The sequence below is a fragment of the Desulfobaculum bizertense DSM 18034 genome (genome assembly GCF_900167065.1).
In the GTDB taxonomy this organism is placed as follows: domain Bacteria; phylum Desulfobacterota; class Desulfovibrionia; order Desulfovibrionales; family Desulfovibrionaceae; genus Desulfobaculum; species Desulfobaculum bizertense.
The window spans coordinates 52,143-72,810 of the sequence record NZ_FUYA01000004.1 but is presented as its reverse complement, the minus strand read 5'-3'; the positions used below and the strand labels follow the sequence as shown (position 1 = coordinate 72,810).

At 51.3% G+C, this 20,668-nt stretch carries 20 protein-coding genes; all 20 read right to left on the bottom strand.

Annotated elements, in window-relative coordinates:
- Positions 1-119: 119 nt before the first annotated feature.
- Entirely contained in the window at positions 120-1,889 is a 1,770-nt protein-coding gene (rpoD, locus tag B5D23_RS06980; protein ID WP_078684703.1) for an RNA polymerase sigma factor RpoD, read from the bottom strand.
- Positions 1,876-3,621 carry a DNA primase gene (dnaG, locus tag B5D23_RS06975; RefSeq protein WP_078684702.1) on the bottom strand — a complete coding sequence of 582 codons (1,746 nt, stop codon included), beginning with the start codon at positions 3,619-3,621 and terminating at the stop codon, positions 1,876-1,878. Before dnaG ends, rpoD begins: the two co-directional genes overlap by 14 nt.
- Before the next feature lie 16 nt (positions 3,622-3,637).
- Entirely contained in the window at positions 3,638-5,953 is a 2,316-nt protein-coding gene (locus tag B5D23_RS06970) for an endonuclease MutS2 (RefSeq protein WP_078684701.1), read from the bottom strand.
- Positions 5,954-5,978: 25 nt separating this feature from the next.
- Positions 5,979-6,425: a GatB/YqeY domain-containing protein gene (locus tag B5D23_RS06965; protein ID WP_078684700.1), complete on the bottom strand. Its 447-nt coding sequence runs from the start codon at positions 6,423-6,425 to the stop codon at positions 5,979-5,981.
- Positions 6,426-6,587: 162 nt separating this feature from the next.
- Positions 6,588-6,788: a 30S ribosomal protein S21 gene (gene rpsU, locus B5D23_RS06960; protein ID WP_078684699.1), complete on the bottom strand. Its 201-nt coding sequence runs from the start codon at positions 6,786-6,788 to the stop codon at positions 6,588-6,590.
- Positions 6,789-6,977: 189 nt separating this feature from the next.
- Positions 6,978-7,160: a hypothetical protein gene (locus B5D23_RS06955; protein WP_078684698.1), complete on the bottom strand. Its 183-nt coding sequence runs from the start codon at positions 7,158-7,160 to the stop codon at positions 6,978-6,980.
- A 28-nt stretch (positions 7,161-7,188) separates the two neighbouring features.
- Positions 7,189-7,461 carry an HU family DNA-binding protein gene (locus tag B5D23_RS06950; RefSeq protein ID WP_078684697.1) on the bottom strand — a complete coding sequence of 91 codons (273 nt, stop codon included), beginning with the start codon at positions 7,459-7,461 and terminating at the stop codon, positions 7,189-7,191.
- 300 nt (positions 7,462-7,761) lie between these two features.
- Complete coding sequence (gene rsmA / locus B5D23_RS06945; RefSeq protein ID WP_234985072.1) at positions 7,762-8,574, bottom strand: 16S rRNA (adenine(1518)-N(6)/adenine(1519)-N(6))-dimethyltransferase RsmA; 813 nt, start codon at positions 8,572-8,574, stop codon at positions 7,762-7,764.
- 104 nt (positions 8,575-8,678) lie between these two features.
- Complete coding sequence (locus B5D23_RS06940; protein WP_078684695.1) at positions 8,679-10,148, bottom strand: alpha,alpha-trehalose-phosphate synthase (UDP-forming); 1,470 nt, start codon at positions 10,146-10,148, stop codon at positions 8,679-8,681.
- A gap of 9 nt (positions 10,149-10,157) precedes the next feature.
- Positions 10,158-10,937, bottom strand: coding sequence for a trehalose-phosphatase (gene otsB, locus B5D23_RS06935; protein ID WP_159445945.1), 780 nt, complete (start codon positions 10,935-10,937; stop codon positions 10,158-10,160).
- Between the two features lie 177 nt (positions 10,938-11,114).
- Positions 11,115-11,621 carry a DUF2062 domain-containing protein gene (locus tag B5D23_RS06930; protein WP_078684693.1) on the bottom strand — a complete coding sequence of 169 codons (507 nt, stop codon included), beginning with the start codon at positions 11,619-11,621 and terminating at the stop codon, positions 11,115-11,117.
- Positions 11,622-11,654: 33 nt separating this feature from the next.
- Positions 11,655-13,700 carry an elongation factor G gene (gene fusA / locus B5D23_RS06925; RefSeq protein ID WP_078684692.1) on the bottom strand — a complete coding sequence of 682 codons (2,046 nt, stop codon included), beginning with the start codon at positions 13,698-13,700 and terminating at the stop codon, positions 11,655-11,657.
- Positions 13,701-13,768: 68 nt separating this feature from the next.
- Positions 13,769-14,599, bottom strand: a complete 831-nt coding sequence (locus tag B5D23_RS06920; RefSeq protein ID WP_078684691.1) for a hypothetical protein — start codon at positions 14,597-14,599, stop codon at positions 13,769-13,771.
- A 105-nt stretch (positions 14,600-14,704) separates the two neighbouring features.
- Positions 14,705-15,433: an outer membrane protein assembly factor BamD gene (locus B5D23_RS06915; protein ID WP_078684932.1), complete on the bottom strand. Its 729-nt coding sequence runs from the start codon at positions 15,431-15,433 to the stop codon at positions 14,705-14,707.
- A gap of 200 nt (positions 15,434-15,633) precedes the next feature.
- Entirely contained in the window at positions 15,634-15,954 is a 321-nt protein-coding gene (gene trxA, locus B5D23_RS06910) for a thioredoxin (RefSeq protein ID WP_078684690.1), read from the bottom strand.
- 192 nt (positions 15,955-16,146) lie between these two features.
- The gene (gene tsaD, locus B5D23_RS06905) at positions 16,147-17,235 is read right to left on the bottom strand and encodes a tRNA (adenosine(37)-N6)-threonylcarbamoyltransferase complex transferase subunit TsaD (RefSeq protein WP_233814821.1); all 1,089 of its coding nucleotides are present in this window, start codon (positions 17,233-17,235) and stop codon (positions 16,147-16,149) included.
- A 2-nt stretch (positions 17,236-17,237) separates the two neighbouring features.
- Entirely contained in the window at positions 17,238-18,263 is a 1,026-nt protein-coding gene (gene fbp / locus B5D23_RS06900; protein ID WP_078684689.1) for a class 1 fructose-bisphosphatase, read from the bottom strand.
- 216 nt (positions 18,264-18,479) lie between these two features.
- Complete coding sequence (locus B5D23_RS06895; protein ID WP_144012577.1) at positions 18,480-19,169, bottom strand: hypothetical protein; 690 nt, start codon at positions 19,167-19,169, stop codon at positions 18,480-18,482.
- 252 nt (positions 19,170-19,421) lie between these two features.
- Entirely contained in the window at positions 19,422-20,354 is a 933-nt protein-coding gene (locus B5D23_RS06890) for a tetratricopeptide repeat protein (RefSeq protein ID WP_078684687.1), read from the bottom strand.
- Positions 20,338-20,667: an FtsB family cell division protein gene (locus B5D23_RS06885; protein ID WP_144012576.1), complete on the bottom strand. Its 330-nt coding sequence runs from the start codon at positions 20,665-20,667 to the stop codon at positions 20,338-20,340. The genes B5D23_RS06890 and B5D23_RS06885 overlap by 17 nt, the downstream gene beginning before the upstream one ends.
- Position 20,668 lies beyond the last annotated feature (1 nt).

The window sequence follows — 20,668 nt, the reverse complement described above, 5'->3', positions numbered from 1 at the left end:
AGAATTCCTTTAAATATCGTCATAAAAACACACTGAGTGTACTGCGTGCCACGCCACAGGACAACAAAAAGGCCCACCCGGAATACCGGATGGGCCTCATTTTTTGCATCAGGAGACGCCTAGTTCTCGTAGTAAGAACGAAGCTGTGCGCTTCGAACTGGATGGCGCAGCTTACGCAGAGCCTTGGCTTCAATCTGACGAATACGTTCACGAGTAACGTTGAAGAGTTTACCAACTTCCTCAAGGGTGTGATCGCTCTTTTCGCCAATACCAAAACGCTTGCGCAGAACCTGCTCCTCACGAGGCGTCAGGTCAGAAAGCACACCAGCAATCTGCTCGCCGAGCTTGGTGTTCACCACCTCTTCGGCAGGTGCGGCAGCCTTCTTGTCTTCAATAAAATCGCCGAGGCTGGAATCTTCCTCGTCACCGATTGGTGTCTCGAGGGAAATAGGCTCCTTGGCAATCTTGAGGACCTTTTTGACCTTATCAAGAGGATAATCCATACGCTCTGCAATCTCTTCCGGAGACGGATCGCGTCCAAGCTCCTGAACGAGATAACGGGAGGTACGAATCAGCTTGTTAATGGTCTCTATCATATGCACAGGGATACGAATTGTGCGAGCCTGGTCCGCAATGGCGCGGGTAATGGCCTGCCGAATCCACCATGTTGCATATGTGGAGAACTTGTATCCACGCTGGTACTCGAACTTGTCGACAGCCTTCATCAAGCCGATGTTTCCTTCCTGAATCAAATCAAGGAACTGGAGACCACGGTTGGTGTACTTCTTGGCAATAGACACAACGAGTCGCAGGTTGGCTCGAATCAGCTCCTGCTTTGCGCGGGCAGCAGTCCTGTTACCGTGCTTGATGCGCCACAGCACATCCTCAAGGTCATGGACCTGATGGCAGCACTTGGTTTCAAGACGCTTCAGGATTTCGATCTTACCAGAAATGATTTCCTTAAAGGAGAACATCTCTTCAACGGAAAGGCCGAGTTCCTTGGCAACGTCCACAGGGTTAATCTCACGGGCATCCAGAGCCTCAAAGAGGTCACGAATTTCCTGCGTGGGCTTGCCTGTGGACAGCAAATATGCAGAAAGGTCACGCTGGCAGTTGTGCATCTGGCGCACATAGTCACCAACGGTCTCAATCACTTCATCAATAAGAGTCTTTTCGAGCTTGATGTCACGCAGGCGGGAAACAATCTGCTCTTTGTAGTCCATGATCTCATTCTGGAGATCAAAAACCTTGCGATCAGTTGTGGCGCACTCGTCAAGACGTCGATACAGCTCATGCTTCTCCGTGTAGATATTTCCAATTTCTTCCAAAAGGAAAATAACACGCTGGCGCTGGTTCATTTCGTCTTCGCTGGGGTCGTCTTCCTCAATGGTCTTAACGACGTCCTTCAGCTTGACTCGACCGTCTTCGAGGCTTTCGCCTACGGAAACAAGCTCTTCAATAGCAACGGGGACCTCTACCAATGCGTAGAGGACATCCAGCTCGCCTTCTTCAATCTCCTTAGCAATAACAACTTCGCCCTCTCTGTCGAGCAAAGAAACAGAACCCATTTCGCGCAGATACATGCGTACCGGGTCAGTGCTCCGGGATGCGTAATCTGTCGAGTCCTCTTCCTCTGTAAGATTCAGATTGGAATCTTCAGAGCTTTCGCTTTCGGAGACAGCATTCATGCGCAGCTCGTCAGCTTCTTTTTCGTTGTCGACGATCATGATGTCCATCGACTCGAAAATAGCAATAACTTCTTCAATCTGCTCAGGCTTGTTAATTTCTGAAGGCAGAGCTTTACTGACCTCGTCAAACGTCAGAAAACCCTTTTTCTTCCCCTCGGCAATCAACGCCTTGATTTGCTGGATCTCTTTAATGTTGCTCATCTAGCCTCCCTAAAATCTCCTGCTGCAGCTGTAATAACCGAGCGACTTCTGCCTGATCTCCATTCATCTGCGCCATGCGCAACGCGTCAATGGAGAATTTCTGCTGATGCTTCAGACGGACACGTTCAAGGTGCTCACACATTTCGCACCATTCACGCTGTACCTCTTCTTCGCTATCTGTACCTTTAACGCGGCATTCAACCCAGTACCGTTTTTCCAGGTCTGAAAGCTCAGGAAAAACATCAGAATCCGGGTTGGCAGCCATTTTATCCCACAGCCCCAATGCAAACTGAGTCGAAAGAGCTTCCCCCATGCCTCGTGATTCTAAATCCCTCACATACTGGGGATTCCGTACGGCAAACCGCATGAGCTGGCGGTCAAGCTTTTCTCCTCTGGTGGACGACCTTACGCGGCGTTTCGCACCAGCACAGTTTTCAGGCATATTTTCTCGAGTTCCAGAAACCTTGCCCGAAACTCGTAGTCGGCTTCGTAATTCATGTTCATTCAGGCCGATATTCAGTGCGACCTCAGAGACTATAGCCGATTTCCACTCAGGATTGGGTAAACTTTCCAAAAATTTATGGACCCACTCCACAATTTCCCGAGTCGAGTTTTGGCCAACGGTCTTGAGGCAATATTTCAGACCATCCTCAGCCGAATCGAGGAGGAGCTGAAACGCTTCGGCTCCCTGCGTTTGCAGCAGGCTATCGACGTCTTCCCCATCAGGAAGAAGAACGACCTTACACTTGAGTCCTTGCGAGAGGACCATCTCGCTCGAACGAAGTGCGGCTTTTCGCCCGGCTCCATCGCCATCAAAAACCAGCGTGAATTCAGAACAGAATCCACCAAGACGCTTAACCTGATGCGGCGTCAGCGCTGTCCCCAACACACCACAGGCATTGGTAAAACCAAACTGGTGCAGAGACAGGACGTCCGTGTACCCTTCGGTCAACAGCGCATATTTCTTATGGGCAATGGTCCGTCGGGCCTGAAACAGGCCATACAGATGATCCCCTTTCACATACACAGGGGACTCGCCACTGTTCAGATACTTGGGATCATCACCAGTCAGGGTACGAGCGCCAAAGGCAATCACCTGACCAGAAAGATTATGAATAGGGAACATCAAACGACCACGGAAGCGGTCATAAATGTTTCCTCTTTCGTTTTTCATAAGCAGCCCTGCGGCCGCCGCCATCTCTGGCGAATACCGGCAGGAGCGCAGTTTTTTTTCCAGTGCGTGCCAGTCGTCAGGGCTGTATCCCAGTCCAAAAGACTGCACTGTTTCTGGAGAAAGACCTCGGGTCTCTATGTAGTTTCGGGCAATTTCTCCAGCAGGAGCCTGGAGACTGGACTGGTAGAACTCCGCAGCAATGCCATGCATCTTGAGGCTATCGCGCCTCAGACGACGCCGGGCATCTGCCACAGGATCAGCCTTTGCAGTACTGATCTCAATTCCCAGCTCATCCGCGAGCTGGAGCACCCCATCCCGAAAATCAAGACCGTTGATCTGGCAATAAAAATCAATAGCATCGCCAGACGCCCGGCATCCAAAACAGTAATAATAGCCGTCAGGATGAACCGTGAACGATGGCTTTGTTTCCTGATGAAACGGGCACGGAGCCATCCACCGGCCCCCCGCCCTTTTCAGATCAACATAGCGCCGCACCAGCTCGACAATATCGACTCGAGCCTTGATAGCGGCAATGACACCCGAATCAAATTTCGCCATACACCTACCGCCAGTTTTAGTTCAATTCGACGATAGTCATCCCATCACCACCCATGTCCTCTGGTGCAAGGCTGTACGACTGTACCGGTGGGAAAGTTCTCAGGAACTCATGCACTTCACGACGCAGGGCACCAGTGCCGCGCCCGTGTATGACTTCCACGCGTGTGTATCCGGAGAGCACAGCGCCATCGATATACTTCATAAGTTCTGCGATGGCGGCATCAGCCCTCTTTCCCCGCAGGTCGAGAGAAAGCGATGCCGGACGGTCAACCTTGGCAGAGCTTGAAGCCCCAGAGTGCATGCTCTGCGACTTGGCCTTTGCCTGTGCAAGGGAAAGCTCCTTGAGCTTCACCCAGACGGCAACGCCACCCATGTCAATCTTGACAAGCTTCTTGCGCTCATCCAGTTCCTGAACTTTGCCTGTCTTGCCCCATCCGGCATAAACAAGCACCATTCCGGGCGTGATGTCTGCCCATTCCAGCACATCAGATTTTTTCGCAGGCTGTGCCGCAGTCTTTGCAGAACTGCTTTCGGCCAGCTCCTGACGCATCTGGGCCAATTTTTTTCGGGCTTCCTTGTGGCTCATCTTGCTGGCCTGCCAGTCACGCAGAATCTGCTGTGACTGCTTTTGCAGTCCATCAATAAGCGCCTTTTTCTCACGCTCAAAGCGTTCCGAGAACCGGCTCCGCTTCTCCTGAAGCTTGCGGCGCTCTTTATTCAGGGCGGTCAGCTCTTCCGAGCGTTCCACCGCCAGCGCGTTCAGGCGTTCAAGAGTCTTGGAGGTGTCAGAGCCATCCAGCAACAGATACTGCTGTGCCCTGTCTAAAATTTCTTCCGGGAGGCCATGCTCACGAGCAACGTCCAAGGCCTGACTTGCACCAACCTGATCGTAGGCAAGCTGATACAGCGGCTTTTTACTGTTGGGATCAAAGAGCACGGATGCAGCACGCACACCCTGCTTGCTCAATGCATAGGCTTTGAGTGCCGGGAAATGTGTTGCAACGCCAAGCCAGGCGTCCCGATCAAGGATGCTGTCAACAACGGCCTGAGCAAGAGCGGCACCCTGACTGGGGTCTGTTCCTGCTCCAAACTCATCCATAATCACAAGTGTGCGTTCGTCAATAGCTGAAAACGCTTTTGATATATGATTTATCTGAGCCGTAAAGGTTGAAAGCGAGCTTTCAATGCTCTGCTCATCGCCCAAAATGACAACGATCTTGCTCCATGCGGGCACAGAGCTGCCCTCAGCAGCACTCACAGGCAGGCCGCACAAGGCCATCAGCGCCGCAAGTCCCAAAGTCTTGAGGCAAACGGTTTTACCGCCAGCATTGCCACCACTCACGACAAGGGCACGCTGCCCTTCGCGCAAGGCGAGATCAATGGGAACAGCATCGCCAGTGCTCATCAACAAGGGATGGCGAACCTGCATCAGGTTCATTGGGGCGTTGTTTTCAATCTCAACAGGACGAGCATCATATTCTGCGGCAAAATCGGCCTTTGCCGTAAGCACGTCGCAGGTCAGCAAAAATTCATACATGTCGTCAAGGCCAGTGAACTCCTGACGAACAAGGCCCGTCAGAAAAGCCAAAACCTGACGCTCTGCTTCGCGCTCTTCCTGCTTCAAATCCTGAAGCTGATTGTTCAGCTCAACCAGAAAAAGCGGTTCACAATAACACGTTTCCCCTGTTTGGGAATAGTCATGAATTATGCCGCGAATCCGACCTTTTGCGTTCGATTTCAGTGGAACGACATAACGGTCAGAAGAAATCGTGACGTAGTCATCCTGCAAAAAGTGCGACAGCCCCTCATCTTCGAGGTAGGTGCGCACTTTTTTGTAGCATCGGTTATGAATGGAGCGAATTTCTTGACGAACAGAAAAAAGTTCTGGAGAAGCCTCGTCGCGGATGTTTCCATCACGACCAAGGCAGCGCTTGAGTGCGGCCCATGTTTTCTGCGGCCACACAAAAGACGACAGCTCCAGCAAACGTGGGAAACGCTCTTCGTCTGCATCCTGCATCTGCTCCTGTGCCTCTTTTGCTGTGCCAAGCACATCATAAAGCGCCCAGAGAGCGTCGAGATCAAGAACGCCAGACGGGCGTTCCAAAAACAGAAACAGCCCGTCCAGTGACAAAAAGTTACCAACTCTAAAGCGATTTTCCCCTCTCCAGGCCAACCACTGCCGCAGCAGTTCCAGTTCGCTCAGGAGATCTTTGTGTTCGGCAAACGGACGAATAGCCCGTACCCGTTCGGCACCAGGTTCAGAAACGCAGTATTTTGCAAAAAGATTCAGAACCTTGGAAAACTCAAGAAGCTGATATGTACGTGATTCCATATAAATATTTTCCGAGTGAGGAAAATTAGGCGTTCAGTTTTGCGCGGACCAAAGAAGACGCGACCTTACCGTCAATGCGTCCCTTGTATGCAGCAGTGATCTGCCCCATAACGCGGCCCATATCTTTCATACCTTCTGCACCAAGCTCAGCAATGGTGTCGTCAATGGCCTTTTCGAGTTCTTCCTGAGTCAGAGCCTCAGGGAGATACTCTTTCAGCAGAGCCATCTCAGCAGCTTCCTGTTCTGCCAGCTCCTCACGGCCAGCATTGCTGTACTGCTCAATGGACTCCTTGCGCTGCTTCACCTGCTTGGTGATAAGGTCAAGGACCTCAGCGTCAGAAGGTTCGTTGCCAGTTTCGACCTGCTTGTTCTTCAGCTCGCTTTTGAGCATGCGAAGAACAGACACACGGTCCTTATCTTTGGCTTTGTATGCAGCAATGTAATCTGATCCGATTTTTTTGAGGAGACTCATAGGGTAATACTCCACGCCCAGGAACCCGCAGGCACGGGCAGGTAAAAGAGAAAGGATAAATAAAGGGAATGCGGGATGACGTTGCCGCCACCCCGCAAACTTAAAACGGAATCTGTATGGTTCCTTCGCAGGAACAAAAAACTGTGATTCCCAAGGGAATCATTAGTTCATGTTCATTTTGCGCATCTTCTTGAGAAGTCTTTTGCGAGCAGCAGCTTCTTTCTTCTTGCGCTGCACGCTGGGCTTCTCGAAATGCTGACGCTTCTTCAGCTCAGACAGGATACCAGCTTTTTCGACCTGCTTCTTAAAACGACGCAGTGCGATTTCAAAATTCTCGTTGTCCTCGAGGAGAACTCCAGGCATGTATAATCACCTCCTCCGGGGGTGCACGGGGGAATGCCCCGCGCAAAAGTAAGGCATATTTTTATACGCTCTTTTCAGAAAGATCAAGAAGTTTATCATAAAAAAGCGCTTGCCTCACGGGCATAAAACACAAAACAGCCCGGCTGCATACGCAGGCCGGGCTGTTGAAGTCGTCTCAAGGCCAAAAAACTATTGTTCGTTTGGCTTCGGGTCGGCAACAGTGTCGATATAAGCTTTAACAGCGGCATAACCAACGGCGAGGCCGAGGATGCCAATCACAAGGTACAGCGCCCCGAAGAATACAACATGATCTGGGGCCCAAAGGGGCAGATCCCAAGGCAATGCGCTGTGCAGCGTTTCTCCATGAATCATACTGTCCTCCCTGCAGACTTCAGTTTAATTATTTTACAGCGTCTTTCAGGAGCTTGCCAGGACGGAATTTCACGACCTTGGAAGCAGGAATTTCGATGGTCTCGCCAGTGCGAGGGTTGCGGCCAGAGCGAGCTTTGCGCTCTTCAACAACAAAGGTACCGAAGCCGGTGAGGGTAAGCTTACCGTCTTTTACCAGAGTGGATTCAACGGTGTCCAAGAAAGCGTTCAGGGAACGCTCAGCGTTGGCTTTTGTAATGTTTGCCTTCTCAGCAATCTTTACAATCAGGTCAGCCTTCGTCATTAGTCCATTCCTCCTCATAGAAGTTAGTCTCTATCTCCCCAAAAAAACAATTTCCGTTTACTTCATTCTCCGGCTCTGCAAACCCGCAGCGTCCAGGCATGCGTGGAAGCACAGAGGCCAGAGTACAGTGCAGTCGTCAGAATTCGGCGAGGCACAATTAATGCCCCTAAAGCAATCGGAATACCCTGTCTAGGGCTTTGGAGAATTTTTTCCAATAAAACCGCCTGAGAATCATCCTGTCACAGCAGTGGCGTAGAGACTCGGGGCCGCAACGACATTGGCAACAGATTCTCAAACATGTCAAGCCATAAAATCAGTTTTTATCAAGCCTGACAAGGCTTGGAACTGCTTTGGAGTCAAATCTTCGGGTCGAACCCGCGAATCCAGCCCCTCGTTTTCGAGCCAGAGGGGAATATGCTGATTCCAGCAAGATTTCAATATCTTACCGAGCTGTTTTCGCCGATTTTGGAAACATTTTTTCAAAAGTCCCGAAAGTGCCGCTGGTTCGAAGTCAATTTTTTCATTCTGTGGCGTAAACCGAAGCACCGCAGAATGCACTTTTGGCCGAGGCACAAAAACGTTGGGACTCACGGTAAACAGGTACTCAGGCTGAGCAAAGCTCTGAAGCCATACACTCAGTGCGCCATATGTACGCGACCCTGGTTCCGCGATAATCCGCTGCCCGACTTCCTTCTGAATCATAAACACCGCATGACTCACGGCAGTCGCCCTGCTCAGGATCTCCCACATCAGGGGGGAAGCGACATTGTATGGCAAGTTGCCAATGAGCTTCCAGTTCCCAGAACCCGCCCGAAGCTTTTCCCACTGGATTGTCAGTGCATCCGCAGCGAGCGGTTGAATGCTTGGACATTTATCCCGAAGTTCCAGCGCAAGGTCAATATCAAATTCAACAGCAGCATAAAGCGCGGGGCTGTATTCAGCAATTTTTTTTGAAAGTGCTCCATGACCCGGGCCTATCTCTATCACTTTATCGTCAGGCTCAATCTCCAGTGCTTCCACTATCTTACGGATAATATTTGCATCCTGAAGAAAGTTCTGGCCAAACCTGCGCTTGGCATAACGACCGTATTTGGGACTATCTATTTTTTTCACGCTATATACTTTTTCGCGGCACATACGCGCCACATTTCTCTCAATACTCGGACAAGCCCAAGGTCTTCCGAAGCCTCGTGACTGCCCGGCTGTTGCTGGATAAATCACTCCTTGAGGCCATAGTCAACACTTTCCTGTGCCGGGAAGTCTTCAAGTTTCTTCCCAAAAGCAGCTCCCAGAAAGGAGTCGACCCACCAGTAAATATCATATTTGCGCACGGTGGTCTTGAGTTTTTGCATTCTCCGCCGCCGTTCTGCAGGAGGCATCTGACAGGCAGCATAAAGCGCATCTGCAACACCTTCAACATCATAGGGGTTTACCAGTAGCGCGCCTCGCTGAAACTGGGCCGCAGCCCCGGCAAACTCAGAAAGGATAACCACACCATTCCCATCGACATTGCAGGCACAGAACTCTTTGGCCACCAAGTTCATACCATCCCGCAAAGGCGTTACAAAAGCAATGCTTGCGGCCCGATAATAGCCAATAAGCTCATCCCGGCTCAAACTCCGATAGAGATAGTACACGGGCACCCAGCCCGGTTCTGAATATTCACCGTTGATTTCGCTGACGAGTCCCTCAATGCGGTGCTTCATGGCCTGATACTCTGGGACACGCTCCCGGCTTGGCACAACAATCTGCACAAGAGAAATTTTCGTCCGCAACTGTGGATATTTTTTCAAAAGCGCTCGAAACGCAAGCAGGCGCTGAGGAATGCCCTTGGTATAATCCAGCCTGTCTGCTCCCAGCACAAGGGTCCTGCGCCGAAATGCGGAAGCGACCCGCTCGGCAAGCTCCGCCGACTCTCTGGTCCGCGCCAAGGTAGAGAACTCCCGAAAATCAATGCTAATCGGAAAGTACCCAACCTTAATCGTCCTGATGCCATTCGACAGGTGAACAACAGGACCCCGTCCATACTGACGCCAGTCCTTAAACAGGACACTCATACAACGTATAAAATTCCGGCGATCACGAAAGGTCTGAAATCCTATCAGGTCATACTCCAGCAAAGCCTCAAGCATCTGCCGACGCCACGGGAGTTTCAAAAATATATCCTGCGAAGGAAACGGAATATGCAAAAAAAAGCCTGTCTTCCGCTCTCCTCCAAGCTTTCGTATCTTTTGGGCAAGATGCATCAGGTGATAGTCATGCACCCAGACATAATCATCTTCCTCTGAGCGCCCGACAACAACCTGCGCAAACTTCCTGTTCACAGCAAGATACGCATCAAAGTACGCCTGCTGAAAATTGCAGGCCGAGGGGAAATCATGAAAAAGTGGCCAAATGATCTCGTTGGAAAAGCCATGATAAAAATCATGCACTTCCTCTTCAGTCAGATTCACACCGTGGAGCGAATAGCCTTCCTGCCTAGAATAGGCTTTTAGCTGCGCCCTCAGGTCGACGTCTGCACCCGCGCCTGTCCACCCTATCCAGTCCCCGCCTCTATTGCGCAAAACAGGCGCCAGAGCCGTAATAAGCCCCCCTTTGCCTGTTTCTACATGCCAGCACTCTCCTTCCTTACACAGGGAAACTGGCAATCGATTAGATACAACAATCAGACGAACAGGATGTGACATGCGATTTCCTTAGGACTCAAGTATGCGCTCCAAAAGCCCAGCCAGTTCTCTTGGGGGACGAAGCCAGTACTGCGCCTGCGTTTCCCGAAAGCGTGGCCGGATGAGGAAACTCAGCCCCTGACGTCCCAAGGCTTCAAACGCATCCTCGTCTGTCAAATCATCACCAAAATATAAAATTTCGCACTGCTCCGACAGCTCACGCCGGACTGTTTCTACAGCGCGCCCCTTGCTGATACCCGGCACCCGAAGCTCCAGCCCTCCATCAAAGCCATGTAGCTCAAGCTCCATCTGTTCGGCCAGCCTGCCCCAATGCGCCAGTGCCCACTGCTCTGCGTCACGTCGTTCCTCCTCCGGAAGCGAACGCAAATGAAAGGCAACACAGGCAGGCTTACGCTCCACATTGAGGACAAAACCAGCCTCTCCCGCCAGACGGACCGCAGCGTCAAACGCAGGGAAATACTGAACTCGGTCATAAAATGGTGTCACTTCTCCTGACGGCAAAAGCCGCTCAGCTCCGTGACTGCCCCAGATTTCTGGCTGCACGGGGAGCCGCAGGAGTCGCAGCAGTTCATGACTTGCCCGCCCAGTGATAAACGACACATGAAAACGAGGCTGCTGCATAAGCTGGAGAAGAAGCGGAGGGAATTCCGCATAGGGAAAGGCCTTGCTCGGCGTAGACACAAAGGGTGCAAGCGTTCCATCGTAATCAAAAAGGAATGCGCACTGCGGCGCAGCAGAAAGTCTTTTCCAAAATGATGTGTCCTGCTGAATCATCGACCAGGTTTTCATATTTTTACCTGCTGCATTCACCTCTTGCCCACAATCTCTATATTTCTTTCTCTTTTTCCATAACATAGAGGACGCAATTGTGAAACTCCTTCTCCGGATTTCACTGTATAAATTTCAAAGAAATCCAGCCACAACGCAGACACAAACAAAAAGCCCCTGCAATTGCAGGGGCTTTTCTTATCGAGCATACGTGGAGCGCCGTTTAAGCATCCGAAGCGCTCGTCGCTTTCGATATACTACAACGAGCTTTTTCGTCACAAAATACGTTAATATTGCAGCGGGGATACCAAGTACGATACCACCGGTCACCATCATTGCAAACAGCTCCCACCCAGCCTCAATGAGGTGGGTCATCTCCAGATTACTCGGGTCAAAAGCTGGCCCATCAAAAGGCAAAAGCGCTTTTCCTACGAGGTACAGCCCGTAATAGAAAAACGGCAAATCAACAGGATTTGAAATCCACGTTCCCGCCATTGCAGCAATTTTGTTCCCTTTGAACAGAAAAGCCAGGGCAAGAACCACGACAGTCTGAAACGGGACAATTGGCATAAAGCCAACAAAAATACCAAGGGCACACCCCATTGCTATGGAGTGCGGTGTCGCGGCGAGGCGCATAATGCGCAGAAAATGATAGCGGGACCAGCGTTGGAACCGGCCCCACTGTGAAAAGCGGTCCTTTTTCATTCAGTACTGTCAACCGTTGCAAAATGTTGGGTGCTAGCCAAGGACATCAAAACGATCGAACTGCATCAGCATCCCTGCCCGGCCCTGCGTCGCAGAGCGCAACTCTGTGGAAAATCCAAAGAGCTGGCGAAGTGCCGCAAAAGCCTGAACGAGCTTCTGCCCATGCTTGTCGAACATATTTTCAATTTTGGCTCCCTTCGCACCAAGAAGGCTGATAACCTCACCAACAAACTCGTCCGGAACAGAGACTTCCACTTTCATGATAGGCTCCAACAAACAGGGGGACGCATTTGTCAGCGCAAGCTTCAAAGCCTCAGCCGCTGCCATGTGATACCCTACCGTGCTGGACTTTCCATCCATACGGCCAAGTTCATCAATACGTATCCGCACATCTCGCACAGGGTAGCCACGAACAACACCGCTTTGCAGAGCGTCCTCAATTCCCTCTGTTGCGGCGTCAATCCATGCTTCTGGCCAGCCCACAGGCTCAAATCCAAGCCGTATATGCTGCCCGGCACCCCGTTCAAGCGGTTCCACAGTCAGGGTCACTGCGCCGTAATGCTCTGTGTCACCAAGCTCGCGATCAAACGTCGCTTCTCCCTGCGCCGTCTTTGTGACGGACTCCTGATACACAACCTGAGGATTACCGACGCGCGGATCAATTTTGAACTCCCGACGGATTCTGTCCAAAACAACGTCTAAATGCAACTCCCCCATGCCAGAAAGTACAAGCTGCTCGGTTTCTTCATCGATTTTTGCCGCAAGCGTTGGGTCTTCAAGCAGCAAACTTTCCAAAACTTCTTCCAGCTTATTCCGCTCTTCTGTGTTCCGAGGCTCAAGGGCCAAAGAGATCACAGGACGATAGCTTTCAATATTTTCAAGCTGAACAGGAGCGTCCTTTGCACTCAGCGTATCCCCTGTCTTCGCAAACTTCAGCCCCGCCACCGCGACAATCTCGCCTGCAACGGCCTGCTCAATCTTGGTCTTGCGGTCAGCATGCAGTGTATACAGATGCGCGGCACGCTCGTCTTTTTTCTGACTGGCGTTGTACACCATCTGCCCGGCCTCAAGTGTCCCGGAGTACACACGGAGCAGAACAAGCTTGTGCCCAGTTTCCAGACTCACTTTAAAGACTAGCGCTTCCAGTGGTTCTTTGGGATCACACACTGTTTCGATCTTCACGCCATGAACATTCCGTCCCTTTTGCCCTGGAACATCCTGAGGACCCGGCAAATAGGCACACACAGCATCCAGCACAGGCTGGATACCGGTATTCTTGAGAGCTGATCCTGCCAAGACAGGAACAAGCGTTCGTTCAAGCGTTGCCTTGCGAATTGTTACATCCAGCAGCTCACGGGGAATATCTTCCCCGTTCATGTACAGCTCCAAAATTTCGTCACTCTGCTCCGAGAGCACATCAAAAAGCGCCTCGCGCCACTGACTGGCCAGCTCTTCCTGCTCAGGACTCAGAGCACGCGCCTCAAAGTCCTCGCCTCGGCTTGCGGCATCAAAGACCAAAAAGCGCATCCCAATGACGTCTATGACACCCTCAAACTCATCCCCGGCCCCAACAGGGACCTGCAGGACCAACGGCGTAATGCGCAGGCGCTCTTTCATGGATTCGAGCACAGCCTCAAAGTCTGCACCGATTCGGTCCATCTTGTTGATAAACACAATCTTTGGGACATCATACTTCTCAGACTGACGCCATACCGTCTCAGACTGCGGCTCTACACCGCCAACCGCACAAAAAACGCCCACAGCGCCATCAAGCACGCGCAGGCTTCGTTCAACCTCAATGGTAAAATCAACGTGACCGGGAGTATCAATCAGATTGATCGTATGGCCGTCCCACTCACAGGTTGTGCAGGCGGAGCCAATGGTAATCCCCCGCTCCTGTTCTTCGGGCATAAAATCCATTGTTGCGGTGCCTTCATGCACCTCACCCATGCGGTGAATTCTTCCAGAATAATACAGAATGCGTTCAGTAAGCGTTGTTTTTCCTGCGTCAATGTGGGCAATAATGCCAATATTCCGAATCTTGGATAATGCGTCTTTGGGTCGAGCAGCTTTCGACATGAATACCTTCCTGAATGAACATGTCTGAAATTGAATACAAAAAGAGTCTTACAGGGTCTTGTACCGAATTAGCCACGCAATGCAAAGTCAGCAGCCCAAAACAGCTCTGGGCGAATGCCGGGCCAAATCCATGTTCCTTCCTGCCGCTCTCCCAAAACAAGGGGCTGGCAGGCTCTGGCAGCCTTTTCCATCTCTTCAGGGACGTACACAGCGTCAAAAGACTCTGTGAGAAAATCCTCAGCGGAGCCATCGCCCTCTTTCCAGACTTCAATCTGTGCAGCGGGGTGTGCCCATTTCAGGCTCTCAAAATCCCAGGAGCTTCCATTGCCAGAAAAAACGCCCAGCCGGAAAGCACTTAGCTGATTCCAGACCTGCATTTTTCCGCCTTTCAGCGCAGAAACGCACAAGTCTTCTGCCCCAAGGAAAACACCAGCGCCACGCCCAAGGCCCTGCATGTGCTCCAGCATGTCCTGCGCCTGTTCTTCACTCAGGCTCAAAACCAGTTCCATGCCGCACAGTTCCATGCCGGCCAAAATCGCGTCTTCGGCATCAGCACCATCACCAACGCGGAGCGCAGCACAGTGCTTCGCGCCAGACATCAGCACAGGCATAGCCGCCGCAACAGCTTCTGGTCCGGAGCAGCACTCAGGACCAAAGACAGCAACAGCGTATTCCAGTGGGCGCGTCTGCTGAACAGAATGAAAGCCCTGCCGCCATGACGTACTCAACGCACGCTCCTGCACCCGCCGACTTCCAAACAATTCATAAATCTGCGCTGTAGTCTTTTTCATCCACGCACGCTCAGCGCCACTTTGCCCGTCATACGCTGCGCCAAATGCATCATCAGACAAGGCACAGGCCTCAGCCCATTCAGGGAGAAATTTCTGTGTTGGTTCCATGCACAACTCCTAAAAAAAAGCCCGTCCACCTCAAGGGTTGGTCGGGCCTTATGAAAAAAAACGGCCCCAGGGGACCGTTTTACTGTATCATTGAGTATTCAATCCTTACAGCCATTCAAACCAGTTTTTCCAGCTTCCCTGCTCTTTTTCCCGAACAGCCTCAGAGCTGCCCTTTTGGAAACGCATGTATGAAAGCTTGGAACGTTTCAGCGAATAGGTTCTGACCTCTGGAAGGTCTTTAAACTCGTCTGCAATGGCCTGATAGCGGAGCCATGCGGCACGGTATTCCTTGGTTCTCCAATAGAAATCCGCGACATACAGCTCATGGTCTGCCATGTACTGACGACATCCTGCAATGTAGGCGTCGGCTTCCTTGGCATAGCGGGTATCAGGATAATTTTCCTTTACCCGATTAAAATATTCCATTGCCTCGTTCACGTGACGAAGCGGTTTATCAATGGAAGAGAACGACTTGTAGCGGCTCACGCCGATCTGGTACAAGACGTAGGGGATTTCCTCGTGGCGAGGGTGCAGAGCTTCAAATTCCATGTATGCGTCTGCTGCCTGCTCATACTTCTCATCCATAAAGAAGGCATCGCCAAGAGCCAGCTCAGCAGATGGAGTGTATGGGCTAAACGGATAGCGATCCTTGAGCTTCGTAAAGAACCCAACGGCATCACTGTAATTCTTATCCGTCATAGACTCTTTGCCAGACTCAAACAGCTCCTGCGCCGTATCCTCCGGAGGAGTAATCATATACGAGTCGAGGAAACCGCAGCCAGTCAGCATCACAATCAAAGATACAGCCGCCACGATGCGAAATGCTTTTTTCATAACCCTGTTCCGAATTTTCGGTGAATCTTCTGGGATGCGCGCAGCATCCAGCTGGAAAAACGGGAGTTTGCCATGCCGGGCACGTGCCGACATCCTTGGGAAGATCTACCGGAGCTTAGGCTCCGGGGTCAAGTCCTGCGTCAAGAAGGAAGGAAAAAAAGGCAGACAAGAATCTGTCTGCCCTCAAAAAATTGTCTCTCTTAGCCAAGCTTAGAGGTGATCATTTCTTTGATGCTGCTCTTGGAAACAGCGCCAGTGACCTGCTCCAAAACTTCGCCGTCCTTGAAAAGAATCAGGGTCGGAATAGCACGGATACCGTACTTGCTCGGAGTTGCCTGATTTTCGTCAACGTTCATCTTCAGAACCTTCAGCTGACCAGAAAACTCTTCTGCGAGTTCGTCAACAACAGGACCCATTGCGCGGCAAGGACCGCACCAAGGTGCCCAAAAGTCGATCAAAACAGGCAGATCAGAGCGCAGTACTTCGGTTTCAAAGCTTCCGTCAGAAACTTGTGCAGACATTATGGTTCTCCTTAGCGTTACAAGGTGAATTTCTTTTCATTCAACATACACAGCGCAGGCCAGAATCAAAGCGTGGGCTGAGCACATGAAAAAATGCCGTCCTCCTCTCTTCACGAGAGTATGAGCATCAACAGTAAGTATGGGGTGAAATCCTGTCAAGAATTCCCGTTTCCATACCGGGCAAAGCCCGTCTTAATCCTGAATGTAATCCCACGGAATTGCACGACCTCTTGGGATCGCCTCAAGGTTGAGATCATGGCGCAAACCAGCCTCAGCAAGGCGCTCTCCAAGCACGGCGATCATTGCGCCGTTGTCAGTGCAGAGGTTCAGTGGTGGTAAAACACAATGAAGTTTGTGTGCTTTTGCAACTTCGATCATGGTCTGACGGATAACGCTGTTTGCGGCAACGCCACCAGCCACGACCAGAGAACGAATTCCCTCGTCTTTGACCTGCATCAGCGCACGATCAACCTTAATCCGAAGTGCATCCGCCACAGCCCAGTTAAATGACGCGCAGGCATGGGCAAACTCATCGAGAATCCCCGCTTCCTTCAAAAGATCCTGCACATTTTCGCCCGGGCCAGGCATTTTGGGCAGCCGCAAATGCGGATGAGCATCCACAAAGTTCACAACGGCAGTTTTGAGTCCGCTAAAGCTAAAATCAAGATTGTCGTTGTTCACATAGGGCCGGGGGAACATCTTTTTATCTGGTTCAGACAACTGTCCCAGAATATCAATATACTTTCCACCGGGGTATGGGAAATTGAAACTTTTTGCTGCCTTGTCAAAGGCTTCGCCAGCGGCATCATCCAGCGTCCGGCCAAGCACCTGAAAATCAAGAGGGGTCCGAATGCAGTAGGTTTGCGTATGCCCGCCAGAAACCAGCAGGCCAAGAGCCGGATACTGAATGTCTTCGGCAAGCGCCGGGGCTGTCAGATGTGCCCACAGGTGGTTCACACCAACCAGCCGCGCACCAGTCGCAAGGGCAAGGCCTTTGGCAAAAGACATCCCCACCAGCAAACTTCCCAACAAGCCCGGACCGCGGGCAATCGCAATGTTTTGCACATCTGCGAGCGCTACGCCAGCCTCATTCAGCAACTCGTCCAAAAGCGGAGACAGCACCCGCAGGTGCTCACGAGAAGCCAGCTCCGGAACAACCCCACCAAAAAGCGCATGCGCATCAATCTGGGTGGCAATGCGTTCTGCAATCAGCTTCCCGCCATCCACCAGCGCCAGCGCTGTTTCATCGCAGGATGTTTCAATTCCAAGGGTCAGGCTCACTGCTACTTCTGACCCTCTTCATGATGTTCGTAAATGTCTTTCACAATCTGCACATCTTCTGGAGATCCAATGAAAAGCGGCACACGCTGGTGCAGCTCTGTTGGGAAATAATCCAGAATACGGTTCGTGCCGTCCGTTGCCATACCACCAGCCTGCTCAACGAGCATAGCCATAGGTGCAGCTTCGCAAAGCAGACGGAGCTTGCCCTGACGCTTGCCGTTCTCAAAAACGCGCGGCGGGTACATGAAAATGCCACCGTACAGCAGGTTTCTGTGGAAATCAGCAACGAGAGAACCAATGTAACGGGAGGAATACGGCTTGCCTTCGGCGTTCTGATGGCTCTTGAAGTAGGAAAGCACGTCCTTGGTCGCGGTATCCCACGAGTTCCAGTATGCCTCGTTCACAGAGTAAATTTTGCCCTTCTTGGGAATCTGCATGTTCTCATGAGAGAGCAGGAATTCACCAACGCTGGGGTCCAGAGTAAAGCCGTGAACACCATCACCAGTGGTATAAACCATCATCGTGGAAGAACCATAGATGAAGTAGCCACTGCACACCTGATTTTCGCACTTCTGAAGCACGTCAGAAAGGCAAGGGGCATCGCCACGCTTTTCTTTGGGACGACGGTAGATGGAGAAAATGGTGCCAATGGAAACATTGACATCAATGTTGGAAGAGCCGTCAAGCGGATCAAAAATCAGGATGTAATCACCCTGCGGGAATTCACCCTCAACCGGAATAATATCGCCATTTTCTTCTGATGCCATGGCGCACAGCACGCCAGCACGACGCATACGGTGAATCAGAACGTTGTTCGCAAATTCATCAAGCTTGCGGACTTTTTCGCCCTGAACGTTGGTTTCACCGGTGAAGCCCAAGACATCAACAAGACCAGCCTTGGTAACTTCTCTGGAAATAATTTTTGCAGAAAGGATCAGTTCTGTCAGCAGGCTTGTAAACTGGCCTGTTGCCATTGGGGACTGTTTCTGACGCAAAAGCAGATGCTCGGTGACTGTAATCTGGCTCATGAAATCTCTCCTGCTGGAGTCATAAAAAGAATAAAATTATAAAAAGATGATCTCTGGCGATTATACTTTTTTTCTAGCGTAGAGCAAAACGTCGAGAGAAAACAGGGGTATTGCAAAAAGTGAAGGCCGGACAGCCTGACTGCGTCCGACCTCTACTCTTTTGTTTTACATATCGGGGCGTTCTGCAACATTTTGCAGAACAGACACGTCCAGAAACTACTCTCCAGACGCCGCTTCTACAGCGTAAAGAATATGCGCACCGGCAATACGACGAACGAGCCACAGGACTTCCTGTCCCTCAATATCCATCGTTCCAGACACATCTTCTTTCAAAATATTTTCCCAGTCCTGCGCGAGAAGCTGCTGCGTCAGGCCCTTGTTCGCTCCAGCCCACAGCACCTGTGCAGGCGTAAAGACCATAAGATTCTGGGGTTCTGGACAAAAATCAAGGAGCTTGCGCAGGTCAAAATGGATAGCAAGCAGGCCAACCGGATCGTTTCCTCGGAAAAGAGGCGTCGCAACATAGACTTCCGGTCCAAGCGGAGTTTCATCCACATAGGCCCGCAGGGTGCGGGAACGGTATTCTTCCGGCTCTTCAGCCAGAAGCGGCTTAATGTTGATAGGCTTCATGCCAGCGTCAGGACGCTGCATAACAAGATTGCCCTCAAGGTCGCAAGCCAGCACACCGCTAATCCAGGGATAAGTGGAAAAAAGACCTTCAATCCATTTTTCTGAAGGCACTGTGTCCTGCCGATTCAGATGGATGGTGAGTTTTTCCAGGTTCTTGTCTACCGGGCTAAACAGCACCGAAAGTTTTTCTTCATCAGTGGAATAATCTTGTTTTTCAAGGTCAATCGTCGGATCGACATTAATATATTCCTTGTACACGCGCTTGGAAGTTTTCAAGGAATCCTTCCACGTTGAGCAACCCTGCATACAAAGAGTGGCTGCAAGAACGGCACAGACGAGCGCTGATCTTTTTTTCAAAACAAACCCCTTATAAAAATAAGTCGTGAGGCCGAGGCCCCCGTTGTCGTCAGCAAGGTGTGACAGAAGACAGGCATTAGGGCAAGTCCGAACTTTTCCTGTCATTTACACAACAAGGCCCTGCTCCCCAGAACAGCGGCCTTGCCTTCGCTTGCAAAACGGTAAGAGAAACTACTTTTCGGCCCGAGCCTCAAGCCTGTCTGCAAGAGCCTCAAGAGTACTCACAAGCTGCTGCTTGCCGGGCATCTCTGCCCCCTCTGGAACATCTTCTATTTCGGGAACCACAGGCATATCCGGCTCTGGTTCTGTCTCTTTTTTTGGGGGAGTCTTTCCGTGCTTTGTTTCGATGGCCTCAATCTGCACTGCCAGCTCATCAGCCTCAGCAGAGCCTTGTGGTGCGGCTTCATACAGTTCACGGAAAATTTCCAGTGCACCCCGGTAGTCATCCTGCTGCAAAAGCAGCTCGGCCATGGTGCGGGTACGCGTTGTCAACGGGGCTTCTTCAACAAAAGCGCCGTCATCGCCACGCTCTTCGACGGGAGCTGATTCTGCTGGCGCAAAGGACGGAACAGTCTCCGAGCTTTGAGACTCAAGCTCTGCCATGGCAGCAGCCGCATCCTGAATCAGGTCCGCAGCACCGACTTTCTTGGGCGTTACGGTTTCTGGCTCTTTGTAAGACGGAGCAACTTGTGCCTGAGGTGCCCCAAGCAGAGAAGAAAGCCCCTGCTCCAGCACCCGCTGCCACGACATATCAACGCCAGACAGTCTTGCGGCAATATACTGAAGCGCCAGGGCTACATCCTGCTGCTCTGAGGCACAGCCCTGCGCCCAAACCGTCCAAAAAGACGGGTAACGGGACAAAATATTTGTAACAGCACAGACTTCCTGCTGTGCTTCGTCATGAAGCCCAAGCTGTGCCAGCACGTCCACCAGCAGCATTCGGGCTTCGAAAGTATTGGGATTTTTTTCTAAACCACTGCGCAGGGTTTTTGCAGCTTCTTCAAGCTGACCGTTTTGTTTATACAGCTCTGCCAGCGGCAAAAAGACTCGAGATGCGGGGTCCAGTTCAAGGACTTCCTGAAACCATTTAATCTTGGCCTGCATGTGGTGCAGCTCCTGTATGCTGATCTGCTACGTCTTCACTGGGGCCGGAAAAAACATACACAATCTCATCGTGCCCCAGATAGTTCATTCGCTTGCGGATTATGTCCATGAGATAATCACGGTTCGACTTGAGAAGGCGAATTTCGTGCGACAGGTCCTCTGCCTGCACTTTTGTCTGATCCAATTCCTGCTGCATTCGAGCAGAATCTTTTCGCAACTCAAGATAGCCAAAGACGCCCTGATCGCTCATCACAAGGCGAAACATCAAAAAAAGATTCAAGAGAACGAGAAAAATAAGGAAAATCCGCTTCACA